This is a genomic window from Streptomyces sp. WMMB 322, from assembly GCF_900090145.1.
Taxonomy (GTDB): domain Bacteria; phylum Actinomycetota; class Actinomycetes; order Streptomycetales; family Streptomycetaceae; genus Streptomyces.
The window spans coordinates 71,756-87,129 of record NZ_FMHI01000008.1 but is presented as its reverse complement, the minus strand read 5'-3'; the positions used below and the strand labels follow the sequence as shown (position 1 = coordinate 87,129).

Sequence of the window (15,374 nt, the reverse complement as noted above, 5' to 3'; positions counted from 1 at the left end):
GGGCCTCAGCCTTTCGAGAACATGCCGAGCATGCGGCGGGTCACGGAGAAGCCTCCGAAGATGTTGATGCTGGTCAGCAGGATCGCCACGAACGACAGGACCGTGACGACCGGTCCGACGTGGCCGATCTGCAGCAGCGCCCCGACGACGACGATGCCGGAGATGGCGTTGGTCACCGACATCAGCGGCGTGTGCAGGGCGTGGTGGACCTTGCCGATGACGTAGAAGCCGATGACGACGGCCAGCGCGAACACGGTGAAGTTCTCGGCGAGCTGCCTCGGCGAGAAGGCGATCAGCGTGAACACGGCGGCCATTCCGGCACCGATGAGGCCGTACCGTGCCGCCGGTGTCAGCCGCGGCTTCTTCTCCTCCTCGGCCGGTTTCGTCTCCTCGGCGGGCTTGGCGGCCGGAGCCGCGGACACCTGCACCGGCGGGGGCGGCCAGGTCTTCTCCCCGTCCCGCACGACGGTGACGGACCGCTGCACGACGTCGTCGAAGTCCAGCGTCAGCTGCCCGTCCTTCTCCGGCGTGAGCAGCTTCAGCAGGTTGACGAGGTTGGTTCCGTACAGCTGCGAGGCCTGGGTGGGCAGGCGCCCGGCCAGGTCGGTGTAGCCGATGATCGTGACGCCGTTGTCGGTGACGACGGCCTTGCCGGCGACCGAGCCGTCGACGTTGCCGCCCTGGGAGGCGGCCATGTCGACGATGACGCTGCCGCGCTTCATGCTCGCCACGTCCTCGGCGGTGATCAGCCGTGGTGCCGGCTTGCCGGGGATCAGGGCCGTGGTGACGATGATGTCGACCTCGGCGGCCTGTTCGCTGTAGATCTCCGCGGCACGCCGGTTGTAGGCGTCGGAGGTCTGCTTGGCGTATCCGTCGGTCGACGCCTCCTGTTCGACGTCGACGGCGAGGTACTCACCGCCGAGCGAACGGACCTGGTCGGCGACCTCCGGGCGCGGGTCGGTGGCCCGCACGACGGCGCCGAGGCTGCTGGCCGCGCCGATCGCGGCGAGGCCCGCCACTCCCGCTCCGGCCACGAGGACCCTGGCCGGGGGGACCTTGCCCGCCGCGGTGACCTGCCCGGTGAAGAACCGCCCGAAGACGTGCGCAGCCTCGATGACGGCCCGGTATCCGGCGATGTTGGCCATGGAGCTGAGCACGTCCATGGACTGCGCCCGCGAGATCCGCGGCACCGCGTCCATGGACAGTGCGGTCAGGGACCGCTGCGCCAGGTCGTCCAGGAGTTCCGGGTTGAGGCCGGGGGCGAGCATGCCGATCAGCGTCGCGTCGTCCCGCAGCCGCCCGATCTCCTGCCGCGAGGGTTCGTTGATCTTCAGGACGACGTCCGCCTGCCAGGCGTCGCCGATGGTCGCTCCCGCTTCGGTGTACTGCTCGTCGGAGAACCCCGAGGCCGCGCCGGCTCCCGCTTCGACGACGGTTTCGTAGCCGAGTTTCGCGATCTTCCGGACGCTGTCGGGTGTGGCCGCGACCCGGGTCTCTCCGGCTTTCGACTCGGCGGGGACGCCGATCTGCTGCGGATGTGAATCTGACATCGATCTCCCTTTGCGGGGTGTTGGGCGGCTGCGCCGTCCGTTGCGCTGCGGGACCGGACGGCAGCAGGGGACTGCTGCGGGGCTGCTTATTTAATGCCAGGGTGACGGGCCCTGTGCAGGGACTTTGCCGATGTGAGTTCTCCGTGGCCCACCCGCGGTGGCGGGTGCTCTTCCGGCTCGGCCTCGGGTAGAAGGGCGAACGGCCGGCAGCGGAGCAGCGGCTGATGTGAGGATGCACGTTGCCGCGGCGCGTAAACGGAGCCTGTCACGGGGTGGACCACCCACGGGACGCAGAGGGGAAAGCCGCCCGCCGGAGAGAAATCCGCAGGCGCCGACGGGGAAGGGGCCGACGCCGGCGGGCGCAAGATCTGTGTCCGAGGGGGGACTTGAACCCCCACGCCCGATAAAGGGCACTAGCACCTCAAGCTAGCGCGTCTGCCATTCCGCCACCCGGACAAGGGTCGTCGCCCGGCTCTGCCGTGGCGACGCGGACAACCATACCAAGCTCCGGCAGCGGTCTTCACCTCGGTGATCCCCGGTGGACGGGCGGCACGGCCGGGGTGGTGCCGTTCCGCCCGCCGCGGCGGCGGGCCCGGCCGCCGTCCGGTGAGGTCCTCGGTTGCGGCGCCGCGGCGGCGCCGGGTGCCCGCCGGGTGGGCGGGCCCGGGTGTGAGGCCGTGAGTACCTCTCGGTGTCCGGGGTGGGAGTGAACAGGGTGAGGGTGTGGTGCCCATCGTTCTTCTCCGCTCTCGTTGCACATACGGGGCGGGTCGCTGAAGCCGGCGTGAACTTATTACTGGACAGTAGCCAGTTGGCGCGTGCCTTTACACCCGCCCCCGCCCAGATATGCGGAACGTCACGTCGTCCCGCGCAGCTCACGCCGGCCCGGTCAGCTCACGCCAGCCGGTCGAGCACGAGCCGCGCCGTCGCCGTGGGGGTCTCGCCGACCCGCACGCCCGCCGCCTCCAGCGCCTCCTTCTTCGCCTGGGCGGTGCCCGACGAACCGGAGACGATGGCGCCCGCGTGCCCCATGGTCTTGCCCTCGGGAGCGGTGAACCCCGCGACGTAACCGATGACGGGCTTGGTGACGTTCTCCTTGATGAACTCAGCCGCACGCTCCTCGGCGTCGCCGCCGATCTCACCGATCATCACGATCAGGTCCGTCTCCGGGTCCTCCTCGAAGGCCGCGAGGCAGTCGATGTGCGTGGTGCCGATGACGGGGTCGCCGCCGATGCCGACACAGCTGGAGAAACCGATCTCCCGCAGCTCGTACATGAGTTGGTAGGTGAGCGTTCCGGACTTGGAGACCAGGCCGATACGGCCGGGCTCCGGTGCGATGTCGGCGGGGATGATGCCCGCGTTGGACTGCCCGGGGCTGATGAGACCGGGACAGTTGGGGCCGATGATGCGCGTGCCGCGCTCCTGCGCGTATGCGCGGAATGCGACCGCGTCGTGGACGGGGATGCCCTCGGTGATGGCGACGGCGAGCGGGATGCCCGCGTCCGCCGCCTCCACAACGGCCGCCTTGGAGAAGGCAGGTGGCACGAAGAGGACCGACACGTCGGCCCCCGTCGCCTCCCGCGCCTGAGCGACCGAGCCGAAGACGGGCACGGACCGCCCGTCCACGTCGACGTCCTGTCCGGCCTTGCGGGGGTTCACGCCGCCGACGATGTCCGTGCCGGACGCGAGCATGCGCTTCGTGTGCTTCATCCCCTCGGAGCCGGTCATGCCCTGGACGATGACCTTGCTCTCCTTGCTGAGGAAGATCGCCATGGTCTCCCGCCTCCCTACGCGGCCGCAGCCGCGGCCGTGGCCAGTTCGGCGGCCCGCTGCGCGGCGCCGTCCATGGTGGTCCGCTGCTCCAGCAGCGGATGGGCGTTCGCCTCGAGGATCTCGCGTCCGCGCACGGCGTTGTTGCCGTCGAGCCGAACGACGAGCGGCTTGGTCAGCCGTATCTGCCCGAGGGCCTGGGTGATGCCGTCGGCGACCGCGTCGCACGCCGTGATGCCGCCGAATACGTTGACGAGGATGGACTTCACGGACGGGTCGCCGAGGACGACGGACAGGCCGTCGGCCATGACCTGCGCGGAGGCGCCGCCTCCGATGTCGAGGAAGTTCGCGGGCCGCGCACCGCAGCCGGCGACGACGTCGAGGGTCGACATCACGAGCCCCGCGCCGTTGCCGATGACTCCGACCTCGCCGTCCAGCTTGACGTAGTTGAGGCCCTTCTCGGCGGCCTGCGCCTCCAGCGCGTCCTGGCCGCCGGCCTCGCCACCGTGGCCCTGCTCGCCCCAACGTGCCTGCCGGAAGCGGGCGTTGTCATCGAGGGTGACCTTGCCGTCGAGCGCGACGATCTCGCCGTCGGCCGTGCGGACAAGGGGGTTGACCTCGACGAGGAGCGCGTCCTCGGACTGGAGGATCTGCCACAGCTTGCGCAGCACGGGCGCCACGTTCACCGGCAGCGCCGCGGCCGCCACGATCTCCGCGGCCTTCTCGTCGGTCACGCCCTCCGCAGGATCGACGGGGACGCGGGCAACGGCCTCGGGCCTCGCCGCGGCCACTTCCTCGATCTCCATGCCGCCCTCGGCGGACGCGATGGCGATGAAACATCCCTGTGCACGGTCCAGGACGAAGGAGACGTAGTACTCCTTCTCGACCTTCACCGGCTGGGCGAGCATCACCTTGTGCACGGTGTGGCCCTTGATGTCCATGCCCAGGATCTGGCGTGCCGTGATCTCCGCGGCGGCGGCGTCGGCCGCGAGCTTCACGCCGCCGGCCTTGCCCCTTCCTCCGGTCTTGACCTGCGCCTTGACCACGACGCCGTGCTGATCGGCGTCGAGCTTCACCGCCGCTTCGCGGGCCGCGCTGCCCGTCTCCGCGACAGCCGCTTCCGGTACCAAAACGCCGTAGTTCTCGAAGAGTTCCCTCGCCTGGTGCTCGAAAAGGTCCACATGTGCTCCCTGGTCGATCTTCGAAACGATCGGTGCACGCCCCCTGGACATCGCTCTCTCGATGCGGGATAACAAGGTTCATACAGTATTCGTCGACTGTATGCAATCTGCTCCGACCAGAGCTCTCACCCGACGAAGGGACTCGTGATCCATGCCCGACGACAGCCAGGACAGCCGCGGGAGCCCGGACCCGACAACCGGCGGGCACCTGGTCGCCGAGGCGCTGAAGACGGAGGGCGTGGAGGTCATCTGCACGCTTTGCGGCACCACGGCCGGAAGGCCGAGTACAGCGAGGAGCGGGAGCGGGTCGGCAACACCCTCGGCGACGTTCCCCGCGAGGAGTTCGCACGGCCCGGCGGCCACGGCGAAGTGGTGCGCGGGCCCTCCGGGATCAGGCCGGCGCCGGAGCGCACACGCGGGTCCGGCGAGCCCCAGCTGGTCGACGTGGTGGATCGGCCCGGACGCGTACGCCCCCGGAACCCATGAACCAGACGATGCACAAGTGAGGTGACTGCGGTGACCGATGTGACGGATATCAGTCATGCCACCGGCCCGACAACGGTGACGGAGAAGGCACTCGACGGGATTCGGATACTGGACATGACACACGTCCAGTCCGGGCCCTCTGCCACTCAGCTCCTCGCCTGGCTCGGCGCCGACGTGATCAAACTCGAGGCGACCTCGGGCGACATCACCCGCAAGCAGCTGCGGGACCTGCCGGACGCCGACTCGCTCTACTTCACGATGCTCAACTGCAACAAGCGCAGCATCACGCTCAACACCAAGAGCGACCGCGGCAAGGAGCTGCTGACGGAGCTGATCCGGCGCAGCGACGTACTCGTGGAGAACTTCGGTCCCGGAGCGGTGGACCGGATGGGCTTCACCTGGGACCGCATCAAGCAGATCAACCCGAAGCTGATCTACGCGTCCATCAAGGGCTTCGGCGAGGGCCCGTACACCAGCTTCAAGGCGTACGAGGTCGTCGCGCAGGCCATGGGCGGCTCGATGTCGACGACCGGGTTCGAGGACGGGCCGCCGCTGGCGACCGGGGCGCAGATCGGCGACTCGGGCACCGGCGTGCACACCGTCGCCGCGATCCTCGCCGCGCTGCTCCAGCGCGAGCGCACGGGCCGGGGACAGCGCGTCAACGTGGCCATGCAGCACTCGGTGCTCAACCTGTGCCGTGTGAAGCTGCGCGACCAGCAGCGGCTGGCGCACGGTCCGCTCGGCGAGTACCCGAACGAGGACTTCGGCGACGAGGTGCCGCGTTCGGGCAACGCCTCCGGCGGCGGCCAGCCCGGCTGGGCGGTCAAGTGCGCGCCGGGCGGCCCCAACGACTACGTGTACGTGATCGTGCAGCCCGTCGGCTGGGAGCCGCTGACGAAGCTCATCGGCCGTCCCGAACTCGCCGACGATCCGGACTGGAACACCCCGGAGGCACGGCTGCCGAAGCTGAACAAGATGTTCCAGATGATCGAGGAGTGGTCGTCGACGCTGCCCAAGTGGGAGGTGCTGGGCGCCCTCAACGCCCACAACATCCCCTGCGGGCCGATCCTTTCGACGAAGGAGATCGTCGAGGACGAGTCCCTGGCCGCCAACGGGATGATCGTCGAGGTCGATCACCCCCAGCGCGGTTCGTTCACCACCGTGGGCTCCCCGATGAAGCTCTCCGACTCCCCGGTGGAAATCACCTCCTCGCCGCTGCTGGGCGAACACAACGAGGAGGTCTACATAGGCGAGCTGGGCCTGAACGAGGAAGAACTGGCGCTGCTCAAGACGAACGGAGTGATCTGACCGATGGCGCAGGATAAGAACGACGGCCTCGCCACGCCGGACAAGGAAGCGGTACGGGCGGTACTGGATGCCGCCCGCGCCGAGGGGCGCACGTCGCTGACGGCTCCCGAGGGCAAGCGCGTCGCGGACGCCTACGGCATCCCGGTGCCGGACGAGGGACTGGCGGAATCCGCCGACGAGGCGGTGCAGCTGGCCGACAGGCTGGGCTTCCCCGTCGTCATGAAGATCGTCTCGCCGGACATCCTGCACAAGACCGACGCGGGCGGCGTCCGCGTCGGGGTGTCCTCCTCCGCCGAGGTGCGCAGCGCCTACACGGAGATCGTCGGCAACGCCCGCAGGTACGACGCGAACGCGAACGTGCTCGGCGTGCAGGTGCAGCAGATGGCCAAGCCCGGGCAGGAGGTGCTGGTCGGCACTGTCACCGACCCCACCTTCGGCAAGGTCGTCGCCTTCGGTCTGGGCGGCGTGCTGGTTGAGGTCCTCAAGGACGTCACCTTCCGCCTGGCGCCGGCGTCCCGCGAGGACGCGGAGTCGATGCTCGACGGCATCGGGGCCTCCGAGATCCTCAAGGGCGTACGCGGCGGCGACCCGGTCGACCGCGAGGCGCTGACGCAGGTGATCACCTCCGTCTCGCAACTCGCCCACGATTTCCCGGAGTTGGTGGAGGTCGACCTGAACCCGGTGTTCGCCTCGCCCGACGGCGCGATGGCGGCGGACATCCGTATCCTCCTCTCCGAAGGGCAGCCCGCGGAGCGGCGGCGCTACTCGCCGGAGGAGATCCGCACCTCGATGAAGCGGCTCATGCAGCCGTCGTCGGTCGCGGTGATCGGTGCCTCCAACGAGCAGGGCAAGATCGGCAATTCGGTCATGCGCAACCTCGTCGACGGCGGTTTCCCCGGGGAGATCCACCCCGTCAACCCCAAGGCCGACGAGATCCTGGGGCGCAAGGCGTACAAGTCGGTCGCCGACATCCCCGGCGACGTCGACGTGGCGGTCTTCGCCGTGCCGGCGAAGTTCGTGCCGGACACCCTGGAGGCCGTCGGCGCGAAGGGGATTCCCAACGCCGTGCTGATTCCGTCCGGTTTCGCCGAGACGGGTGAGGTGGAGCTCCAGGAGAAGATCGTCGCCATCGGCGAGAAGCACGGTGTGCGGCTGCTGGGTCCGAACATCTACGGCTACTACTCGACGTGGCACGACCTGTGCGCCACGTTCTGCACGCCGTACGACGTCAAGGGCGGTGTGGCGCTCACCTCCCAGTCCGGCGGCATCGGCATGGCCATCCTCGGCTTCGCGCGCAGCACCAGCACCGGTGTCTCCGCGATCGTGGGGCTCGGCAACAAGTCCGACCTCGACGAGGACGACCTGCTCACCTACTTCGCGGACGACCCGAACACGAAGTGCATCGCGATGCACCTCGAAGACCTCAAGGACGGGCGGGCGTTCGTCGAAGCGGCACGGGCGACGGTGCCGAAGAAACCGGTCGTCGTGCTCAAGGCGGGCCGCACCAGTGCGGGCGCCAAGGCCGCGGGTTCGCACACTGGTGCGCTCGCGGGCGACGACGCCGTCTACGACGACGTCCTGCGGCAGGCCGGCGTCATCCGGGCGCCGGGCCTGAACGAAATGCTGGAGTACGCGCGGGCGTTGCCCGTGCTGCCCACCCCCCAGGGCGACAACACCGTGATCATCACCGGCGCGGGCGGTTCGGGAGTGCTGCTCTCGGACGCCATCGTCGACAACGGAATGTCGCTCATGGAGATCCCGCCGGACCTGGACGAGGCCTTCCGCGCCTTCATCCCGCCGTTCGGCGCCGCGGGCAACCCGGTGGACATCACCGGCGGTGAACCGCCCTCCACGTACGAGGCCACGATCCGGCTCGGGCTGGAGGACCCCCGCATCCACTCTCTCGTGCTCGGCTACTGGCACACGATCGTCACTCCGCCGATGGTGTTCGCGGAGCTGACGGCCAGGGTCGTGGCCGAGGCGCGGGAGAAGGGCATCGAGAAGCCGGTGGTGGCGTCCCTCGCGGGCGACACCGAGGTCGAGGAGGCAAGTCAGTACCTCTTCGAACGCGGCGTGGTCGCCTACCCGTACACGACGGAGAAGCCGGTCGCGGTGCTGGGCGCCAAGTACCGGTGGGCCCGGGCGGCGGGCCTGCTGCGGTGACACCGCACGTGACACCGCGTGTGACACCGCACAGGAGACGACAACAGCGACACCACTGACGAGCCGCAGATGCCGTGGGCTTCCCACATGAGGGCGGATCCACCTCCCTCCGCCGCTACGGCGGGAAGCCCCGGCAGGGCTCCGGCGGAACCGCGGCCGCCGGAGTCCCCACACCCGCAGGACGAGCTGAAAGGCAGGACGCAGCACCAGAGCAAGAGATCGGGACAGGGGGCGCTGGCCAGACTCTCTCCACGCAAGGGGTGCAGAACATGACAACAACGGAAGCACCGTCGGCCCTCCCGTACAGGGAGGTGACCGACAAGAACGGTCGGACCTACCGGATAGGCGAGACCGACATCGACATCATGGGGCGGCACCGCCGTTGGATGGTCATCCTCCCCTGGGTCGGAATGATGGGCATCTCGTCGGCCGAATACGCGTTCGCGTCCGCCGAGTCGACCCTCCACACCGCGCACGGCTGGAACAGCGCGCACATCTTCTGGATGATGGGCATCTGGGTCCTCTTCCAGGGAGGCGTGGCCTTCCCGGTGGGCAAGCTGCGCGAGTCGGGCCGCTTCCCCGCACGGCAGGCGATGATGTGGGGTGCCCTGGGCACCTTCATCGGCTACCTGGCACTCGCCTACTCGCCGAACGTCATCCTCGCCTACATCGGCTTCAGTGTCTTCAGTGGCATGGGCGCCGGAGCGGTGTACGCGACCTGTGTGAACATGGTCGGCAAGTGGTATCCGGAGCGCCGCGGCGGCAAGACCGGTTTCGTCAACGGCGGTTTCGCCTACGGCTCGGTGCCGTTCGTGTTCATCTTCACCGGCTTCATGGACGTCGGCAACTTCCGCTGGGTGCTGATCTCCGTCGGCATCTTCCTCGCGGCCGTGGTGGCGTTCGCCGGCTCCTTCTTCAAGGACCCACCGAAGAACTGGTGGCCCGCGCACGTCGACCCGCTCAAGGAGCCGGACGACCCGCGCGCACGCCGCGCGCTGAAGATGAACCCGCCCGCGGTCAAGCAGTACTCCGCCAAGGAAGCGTTCCAGACCGGACGGGTGCCGCTGATGTGGTTCTGTCTGCTGTGCACGTCCGGCGTGAACATCTTCGGTATCGCCTTCCAGGTGCCCTTCGGCAACGAAATGGGTTTCGCGGGCGGCATCGTCGCCACCGCCATGTCGCTGAAGGCCATCGTCAACGGCACCGGCCGAGGCGTCATCGGCTGGCTGTCCGACCGCTACGGGCGCAAGCAGTGCCTGATCTTCGTCTGCGCCGTACTGGGGCTGTCGCAGTTCGGCATCCTGCTGTCCGGCGAGGCGAAGTCGATGCCGCTGTTCCTGCTCTGCTCGATGATCTCCGGCTTCGGCGGCGGCGCGATCTTCCCGATGTTCGCGGCGATGACGGCGGACTACTTCGGTGAGAACAACAACGCCACCAACTACGGCATGGTCTACAGCTCCAAGCTGCTGTCCGGCATAGCCGGCGCGGGCCTGGGCTCGATGGTCGTGAGCTCGTGGGGCTTCGGCGGCGCGTTCTGGCTCGCCGGCAGCACGTCGCTGTTCGCGGGTGTCGTCGCGCTGTTCCTGACGCAGCCGGGGCGGCCCCGCAAGTCGGTCATCAAGCCCAACCCGCAGCCGATCGGCGGTGAGTGAGGAAGAGGAGACAGAGGACGACAGATCCGGCAACTGCCGGGCCGCCCGCATCCCGCGGGTGGCCCGGCAGTTGTCCGTCGGCGCGTGCCTCGGTGCGCCCGCCGCTGCGCCTTCATCCGCCTCGACTCCCGTGCGGGCAGGACGACTTCGCGGGGCGGCAGCACCCCCACCCCCGGTCATTCCCGGCCCGGCACGGGGTTGTCGGGGGTGTCGAGCCAGACGTGCTGCCCGTCCGGCCCAACGGTGAGCCCGAAACGGGTACGCGGCGGGCTGCCCGCCTCCCGCCACCAGGTGTACGCGGCGGCGACCTCGTCCCACAGCATGCGCGGCCCGTGCTGCTGCACGTCGAAGGACCCGGCGCCGGGAAGGAAGTCGAGCGAGGCCCACGATCCGCTGCCGGCGTCGGCGAGCCACAGCGTCCACTCCCCGGCGGCACCGTGGCCCACGGTGTACCGGCAGCCCGGCACCGCGACGCCGGCGGCGAAAGCCGCGTCGTCGTCGCCAAGGACCAGGCGGGGGTCGAGCGCGGTGCGGCCGGCGACCGCGTCGTCCCGGTGACTCACGGCGGCCATGACGTCCCGCTGAGGCGGGGCCTGGCCCCGGTCCCACATGAACGCGCAGTCGCCCAGGACCGGTCCGCTTGCGGTGCCGTCGCCCGCCGGTCCGGCGGTGAGCCTGGCCAGGACGCCGTTGTAGAGGCCGGTCCCCCAGGGCAGCAGCAACTGGCCGCCCGGGGCGGTCTGTTGAACGAGCCGGTACGGGACGTGGTGCAGCGCGTAGGTGACGATGACCCGGTCGTAGGGGGCGCCTTCGGCCCAGCCCTCGGCACCGTCGCCGGTGACCACCGTCGGGGCACGGCCGGCGCGCGTGAGCGAGACCCGGGCGGCGTCGGCGAGTTCGGGGTCGGCCTCGATCGTGGTGACGTTGTGGTCGGCCAGCCGGTGGGCCAGCAGGGCGGCGTTGAATCCGGTGCCGGTGCCCGCCTCCAGGACGCGGTGCCCCTCCTCTGCCCGGAGACCGCGGAGCATCCCGGCGACCACACGCGGCATGCTCGACGAACTGGTCGGCACCAGCGCGATGTTCGAGCCGTCGTCGTCCTCGACCTGGGTGACCAGCGCCGTGTCGGAGTACACCAGCCGCAGCCACCGTGCGTGATCGGCGCCGCGGGTGAGGGCTTGGTAACCCGCTTCGGTACGGACCCAGATGCGATGGGGGATGAAGTCCTCCCGCCGGACCTTGCGGAAAGTCTCCAGCCAGTCGTCGGAGAGATGACCGGCGTCGTGCAGGTACGCGGCCAGCTGCTCCGGGCCGGACACGGTCAGTCCTTCTTCGGCGGAGGAGGCGGCGGCGGAATGGGTTTCTCAGGCTTGTGGCCGTCGCTTTCGGACGGATCGGGTTTCCCCCCGTGCTTCCCCACCGATACCTCCGGAGTCGTGACGGACCGTCACGGACAACCTTATCGACGTGCGCGGAGCGTGACGAGTGTCATCTCGGCCATCCCCGGGCAGCGGGGGTGTGGGACACGCGGCACGTGTGCACACCGCCGCGGGCCGCCTCCCCCACCCGCACAGGGGGAAGCGGCCCGGTGCCGTCGGACGTTTCAGCGTGAACTGCCGCGCAGCGAGCGCAGATACGACGCCGAGCGGCGCGCCGTCCTGAGGGAGTCCTCCGGCCGGTCGTGCTCCACCAGCCAGTTGTGCCTCTTCCCGCCGGGCGAGCGGCCGACCTCCGTCAGGAAGCGCCGGTAGTCGATGTCGCCGTCGCCGACGTCCACCATCCGGTAGCCGTCGTCGGACGTCTCGTCGTGCTCGCCGTCCTTGACGTGGAAGAGCGGGTAGCGCTCCGGCTGCGCGAGGACGTAGTCGACGGGCTCGAAGGGTGCCGGGGTGCCGTCCGGGCGGACGCTGAAGCGGTACTGGCCGGCGTACGCCCAGTAGATGTCCATCTCCAGGTACACCAGGTCCGGGTCGGTCTCGGCGAGCAGCACGTCGTACAGGCGCACGTCGGGGCGGTCCTCGGCGAAGCCGAACTCCATCTGGTGGTTGTGCTGGTAGAACTTCAGGCCGCGCCTGCGGGCGGCGGCCCCGTACCGGTTGAAGTCCTCCGCCGCGCGCTTCCACGCGTCGACGGTGCGCCCGTACCGGTCGGGGCTCGCGGCGGTGCCGACATGGGGCAGACCGAGCGCGGCGGCGTCGTCGAGGACCTTCTCCAGCTGGGTGTCGAAGGTGTAGTCGTCCGGGTTGCCGGAGTAGTAGCCGACGTGGCTGCCGATGCCGCGCAGCCCGTACTCCCGCAGCAGCTTGCGCAGTTCGGCGAGGGAGATCTCCCCGGTCCCCTGGCTGTAGCCGGCGAACTCGACCTGCTCGTAGCCGTAGCGGGACAGCTCCTCGAAGACGGCGGCGAAGCCGAGCGAGGCGACCTTGTCGCGCAGGGTGTAGAGCTGGATGCCCAGGCGGCCCTTGGGCACCAGCGGGCCGCAGCGGCCGTGCGCCGCCGCCTCGGTTCCGCCGGCGGCGTGTGCCGTTCCGGCGCCCGTGCCCAGGAGGGAGGCTGCGGCGGCGCCTGCGGCGACGCCGAGGAAGCCGCGGCGGCGCAGCCGGCGGGACAGTTCGGGGTCGGGGGTGTTCGTCGGACGTCTCATGTGGGCTCTCCCAGAGCGAGGTTGACGAGCAGGGACTTGACGTCGGTGGCGGGCAGCGGACCGGTACCCTCCGCCACGCCGGGGCGTGAGCAGATGAAGACGGGGCCTTCGTCGCTGCGTCCGGGAAGCCGGCCGTGGCTGCCGCGCACCGGTGAGGGGTCGAGGGGCACGACCGCCATGCGGTAGCGCATGCCGGTCTTCTTGCGGGCGAGCGCCGTCGCGGCGCGCACTCGCACGTACGGGTCGAGCGGGTCCATGAACAGCTCGGCGGGGTCGTAGCCCGGCTTGCGGTGGATCTCGACAAGCCGGGCGAAGTCGGGGGCGCGGGCGTCGTCGAGCCAGTAGTAGTAGGTGAACCAGGCGCGGGGCTCGGCGACGGCGACGAGTTCACCGGAGCGGGGATGGTCCAGGTGGTGCGCCTTCTTGCCGCGCTCGTCGAGGAGTTCGGCGACGCCGTCCAGGGACTCCACCACCTCGCGGGCCGCCTCCAGGTCGGCGGCGGGGTCGCGGACGTAGACGTGGGCGAGCTGATGGTCGACGACGGCGAAGGCACGCGAGGTGGTGGGGTCCAGGTACTCCATGCCGTCCTGGGCGTGCACTTCGAGCAGACCCGCGCGGCGCAGCGCACGGTTGATGTCGACGGTGCGGTCGACGCGTGTGATTCCGTATTCGGAGAGCGCGACGACGGTGCGTCCCTCGGCGTCCGCATCGTCCAGCAACGGGGCGAGGACGGCGTCGAGTTCGGCGGCGGCGCGGTGGGAGCGGGGGTCGTCGGGACCGTAGCGCTGAAGGTCGTAGTCGAGGTGCGGGACGTAAGCCAGGGCGAGATCGGGCCGGCGGGTGCGCAGCAGGTGCCGGGTCGCCTCGACGATCCAGCGCGAGGAGACCAGGTCCGCTCCGGGGCCCCAGAAGTGGAAGAGGGGGAACGTGCCGAGGGCGTCGGTGAGTTCGTCATGGAGTTCCGGCGGCCGGGTGTAGCAGTCGGGCTCCTTGCGTCCGTCGGCGTAGTAGACGGGGCGCGGGGTGACGGTCCAGTCGGTGCCGGCTCCCATGGCGTACCACCAGCAGACGTTGGCGACGGTGTAGCCGGGGTGCAGGGCGCGGGCGGCTTCCCACAGTCGCTCGCCGGAGACCAGAGCGTTGTGCTGGCGCCACAGCAGTACCTCGCCAAGTTCGCGGAAGTACCAGCCGTTGCCGACGATTCCGTGCTCCTGCGGGGTGAGGCCCGTGAGGAACGTGGACTGCGCGGCGCAGGTGACCGCCGGCAGCACCGTGCCCAGCGGCCGGTAGCTGCCCTCGCCGGCCAGGGACTTCAACCGCGGCATGTGGGCGAGGAGTTGCGGGGTCAGGCCGACGACGTCCAGGACGAGCAGCGGAGTCGGTGCCTGGCCGGACCCCCGGGGGCGGGGCGACTGCTGGTCCTGCCGGGGCTCGTTCACGGCAGCTCCTTCAGGCCGAGGGCGGTGAGCATCTCCCGTGCCGCGTCGAGTTCGGCGGCGATCCCGTCCGCCAGCTGGGCGCGGCTGCGCGGCCGCAGGCCGTGCGGGAGGGCCTGCCAGGTGTAGGTCTCCACCTCGAGGTGGTGTGTCAGCGGGACGGCGCCGCCGACGAGCCGGGCCAGGGCGGCCTCCAGCACGTCGAGGGTGGAGGTCAGCGGCGGCTGGGGCGGCGCGTGCAGCGGCACGTGGAAGTGCGAACGCCAGGGGACGGACTGCGGCAGGGCTCCGTCGCGCAGGGCCTCGCCGAGGTCGTCGGTGCCGCGCACCCCGGTGGGGGTCAGGGCGCGGGTCTGGTGGAGGAAGCGGGGTTCGTCGAAGGCGCCGAGTGCCGCCAACGCCCCCTCGGCATCCGGATGCTGGGCGTGCAGCGCGGCGGAGAGCTGGCTCTTGACGACCGGCACGCGCGCTTCGGTGAGGGCGTCCAGCGCACGGCCGGGCTCCTCGAACTGGGTGGCCAGATGGCAGGTGTCGACGCACACGCCGATGCGGTGCGCGGGCGGTCCGTCCGCGCCGCCGAGCACCTCCAGCGCGTCTGCCGTGGTCTCCACGGTGCAGCCCGGCTCGGGTTCGAGGCCGACGCGGATGCTGCGTCCGGTCGTCTCCTCCAGCGCGTCGAGGCGCGCGGCAAGCTTGCCGAGGGCGGAGAGGGCAGCGCGGCGCCGCTCGGGTGTGAACCCCTCGCGCCAGGCCAGCGGCAGGGTCGAGACGGTGCCTGCGTCGGCGTCCTCGGGGAGCAGCACGGTCAGGAGCCGGGCCAGTTCGGTGGTGTGCTCCAGCCGTTCGGGTTCGGTCCAGTCGGGCCTGTAGACGCGGTACTTGACCCGTTCGGCGCCGAACCCCTGGTAGGGGAATCCGTTGAGGGTGACGACTTCGAGGCCGCGGTGGTCGAGTTCGGCGCGCAGCGCCCGGACGGCCGAGGGGTCGGCGGTGAGTCTGCGTACGGCGTCGTGGGCCAGCCACAGGCCGATGCCGAGGCGGTCGCGGTGCAGGCGGCGGCGCACGGGTTCGGCGTGTTCGCGCAGCTGGTCCAGCACGCCGTCGAGGTCCTCGGCGGCGTGCACGTTGGTGCAGTAGGCGAGGTGGACGGTCGAGCCGTCGGGGTGTCTGAAGCGCATGGCAGTCCG

At 70.2% G+C, this 15,374-nt stretch carries 10 protein-coding genes, 1 tRNA gene and 1 pseudogene; 4 read left to right on the top strand and 8 right to left on the bottom strand.

Annotated elements, in window-relative coordinates; genetic code table 11:
* Positions 1-5: 5 nt before the first annotated feature.
* The 4 genes from H180DRAFT_RS14905 to sucC all read right to left on the bottom strand — a co-directional run bounded on the left by H180DRAFT_RS14905 (position 6) and on the right by sucC (position 4,501).
* Positions 6-1,550, bottom strand: a complete 1,545-nt coding sequence (locus tag H180DRAFT_RS14905; RefSeq protein WP_055486547.1) for a Re/Si-specific NAD(P)(+) transhydrogenase subunit alpha — start codon at positions 1,548-1,550, stop codon at positions 6-8.
* Between the two features lie 371 nt (positions 1,551-1,921).
* Positions 1,922-2,006: transfer RNA gene (locus tag H180DRAFT_RS14900), tRNA-Leu, on the bottom strand.
* 438 nt (positions 2,007-2,444) lie between these two features.
* The gene (gene sucD, locus H180DRAFT_RS14895; RefSeq protein ID WP_055486546.1) at positions 2,445-3,323 is read right to left on the bottom strand and encodes a succinate--CoA ligase subunit alpha; all 879 of its coding nucleotides are present in this window, start codon (positions 3,321-3,323) and stop codon (positions 2,445-2,447) included.
* 14 nt (positions 3,324-3,337) lie between these two features.
* The gene (sucC, locus tag H180DRAFT_RS14890) at positions 3,338-4,501 is read right to left on the bottom strand and encodes an ADP-forming succinate--CoA ligase subunit beta (protein ID WP_055486545.1); all 1,164 of its coding nucleotides are present in this window, start codon (positions 4,499-4,501) and stop codon (positions 3,338-3,340) included.
* Positions 4,502-4,750: 249 nt separating this feature from the next.
* On the opposite strand from sucC, the pseudogene H180DRAFT_RS14885 reads away from it, so the two are divergent.
* The 4 genes and pseudogenes from H180DRAFT_RS14885 to H180DRAFT_RS14870 all read left to right on the top strand — a co-directional run.
* Positions 4,751-5,007: pseudogene (locus H180DRAFT_RS14885) on the top strand (acetolactate synthase); the annotation flags it as partial.
* Between the two features lie 55 nt (positions 5,008-5,062).
* Positions 5,063-6,295: a formyl-CoA transferase gene (gene frc / locus H180DRAFT_RS14880; RefSeq protein ID WP_074466821.1), complete on the top strand. Its 1,233-nt coding sequence runs from the start codon at positions 5,063-5,065 to the stop codon at positions 6,293-6,295.
* A gap of 3 nt (positions 6,296-6,298) precedes the next feature.
* Positions 6,299-8,458 (top strand): acetate--CoA ligase family protein, encoded by a 2,160-nt coding sequence (locus tag H180DRAFT_RS14875; RefSeq protein ID WP_055486543.1) that lies wholly within the window; start codon positions 6,299-6,301, stop codon positions 8,456-8,458.
* A 269-nt stretch (positions 8,459-8,727) separates the two neighbouring features.
* A complete protein-coding gene (locus H180DRAFT_RS14870; protein ID WP_055486692.1) occupies positions 8,728-10,110 on the top strand; it encodes an OFA family MFS transporter in 1,383 nt (460 codons plus the stop codon).
* Positions 10,111-10,286: 176 nt separating this feature from the next.
* On the opposite strand, the gene H180DRAFT_RS14865 is transcribed toward H180DRAFT_RS14870, so the two are convergent.
* From H180DRAFT_RS14865 to eboE, 4 genes are all read right to left on the bottom strand, one after another.
* A complete protein-coding gene (locus H180DRAFT_RS14865; protein ID WP_055486542.1) occupies positions 10,287-11,426 on the bottom strand; it encodes a methyltransferase domain-containing protein in 1,140 nt (379 codons plus the stop codon).
* 284 nt (positions 11,427-11,710) lie between these two features.
* A complete protein-coding gene (locus tag H180DRAFT_RS14860) occupies positions 11,711-12,751 on the bottom strand; it encodes a sugar phosphate isomerase/epimerase family protein (RefSeq protein WP_055486541.1) in 1,041 nt (346 codons plus the stop codon).
* Positions 12,748-14,190, bottom strand: a complete 1,443-nt coding sequence (locus H180DRAFT_RS14855) for an alkaline phosphatase family protein (RefSeq protein ID WP_055486540.1) — start codon at positions 14,188-14,190, stop codon at positions 12,748-12,750. The genes H180DRAFT_RS14860 and H180DRAFT_RS14855 overlap by 4 nt, the downstream gene beginning before the upstream one ends.
* Positions 14,187-15,365, bottom strand: a complete 1,179-nt coding sequence (eboE, locus tag H180DRAFT_RS14850) for a metabolite traffic protein EboE (protein ID WP_055486539.1) — start codon at positions 15,363-15,365, stop codon at positions 14,187-14,189. The genes H180DRAFT_RS14855 and eboE overlap by 4 nt, the downstream gene beginning before the upstream one ends.
* Between the last annotated feature and the right edge of the window lie 9 nt (positions 15,366-15,374).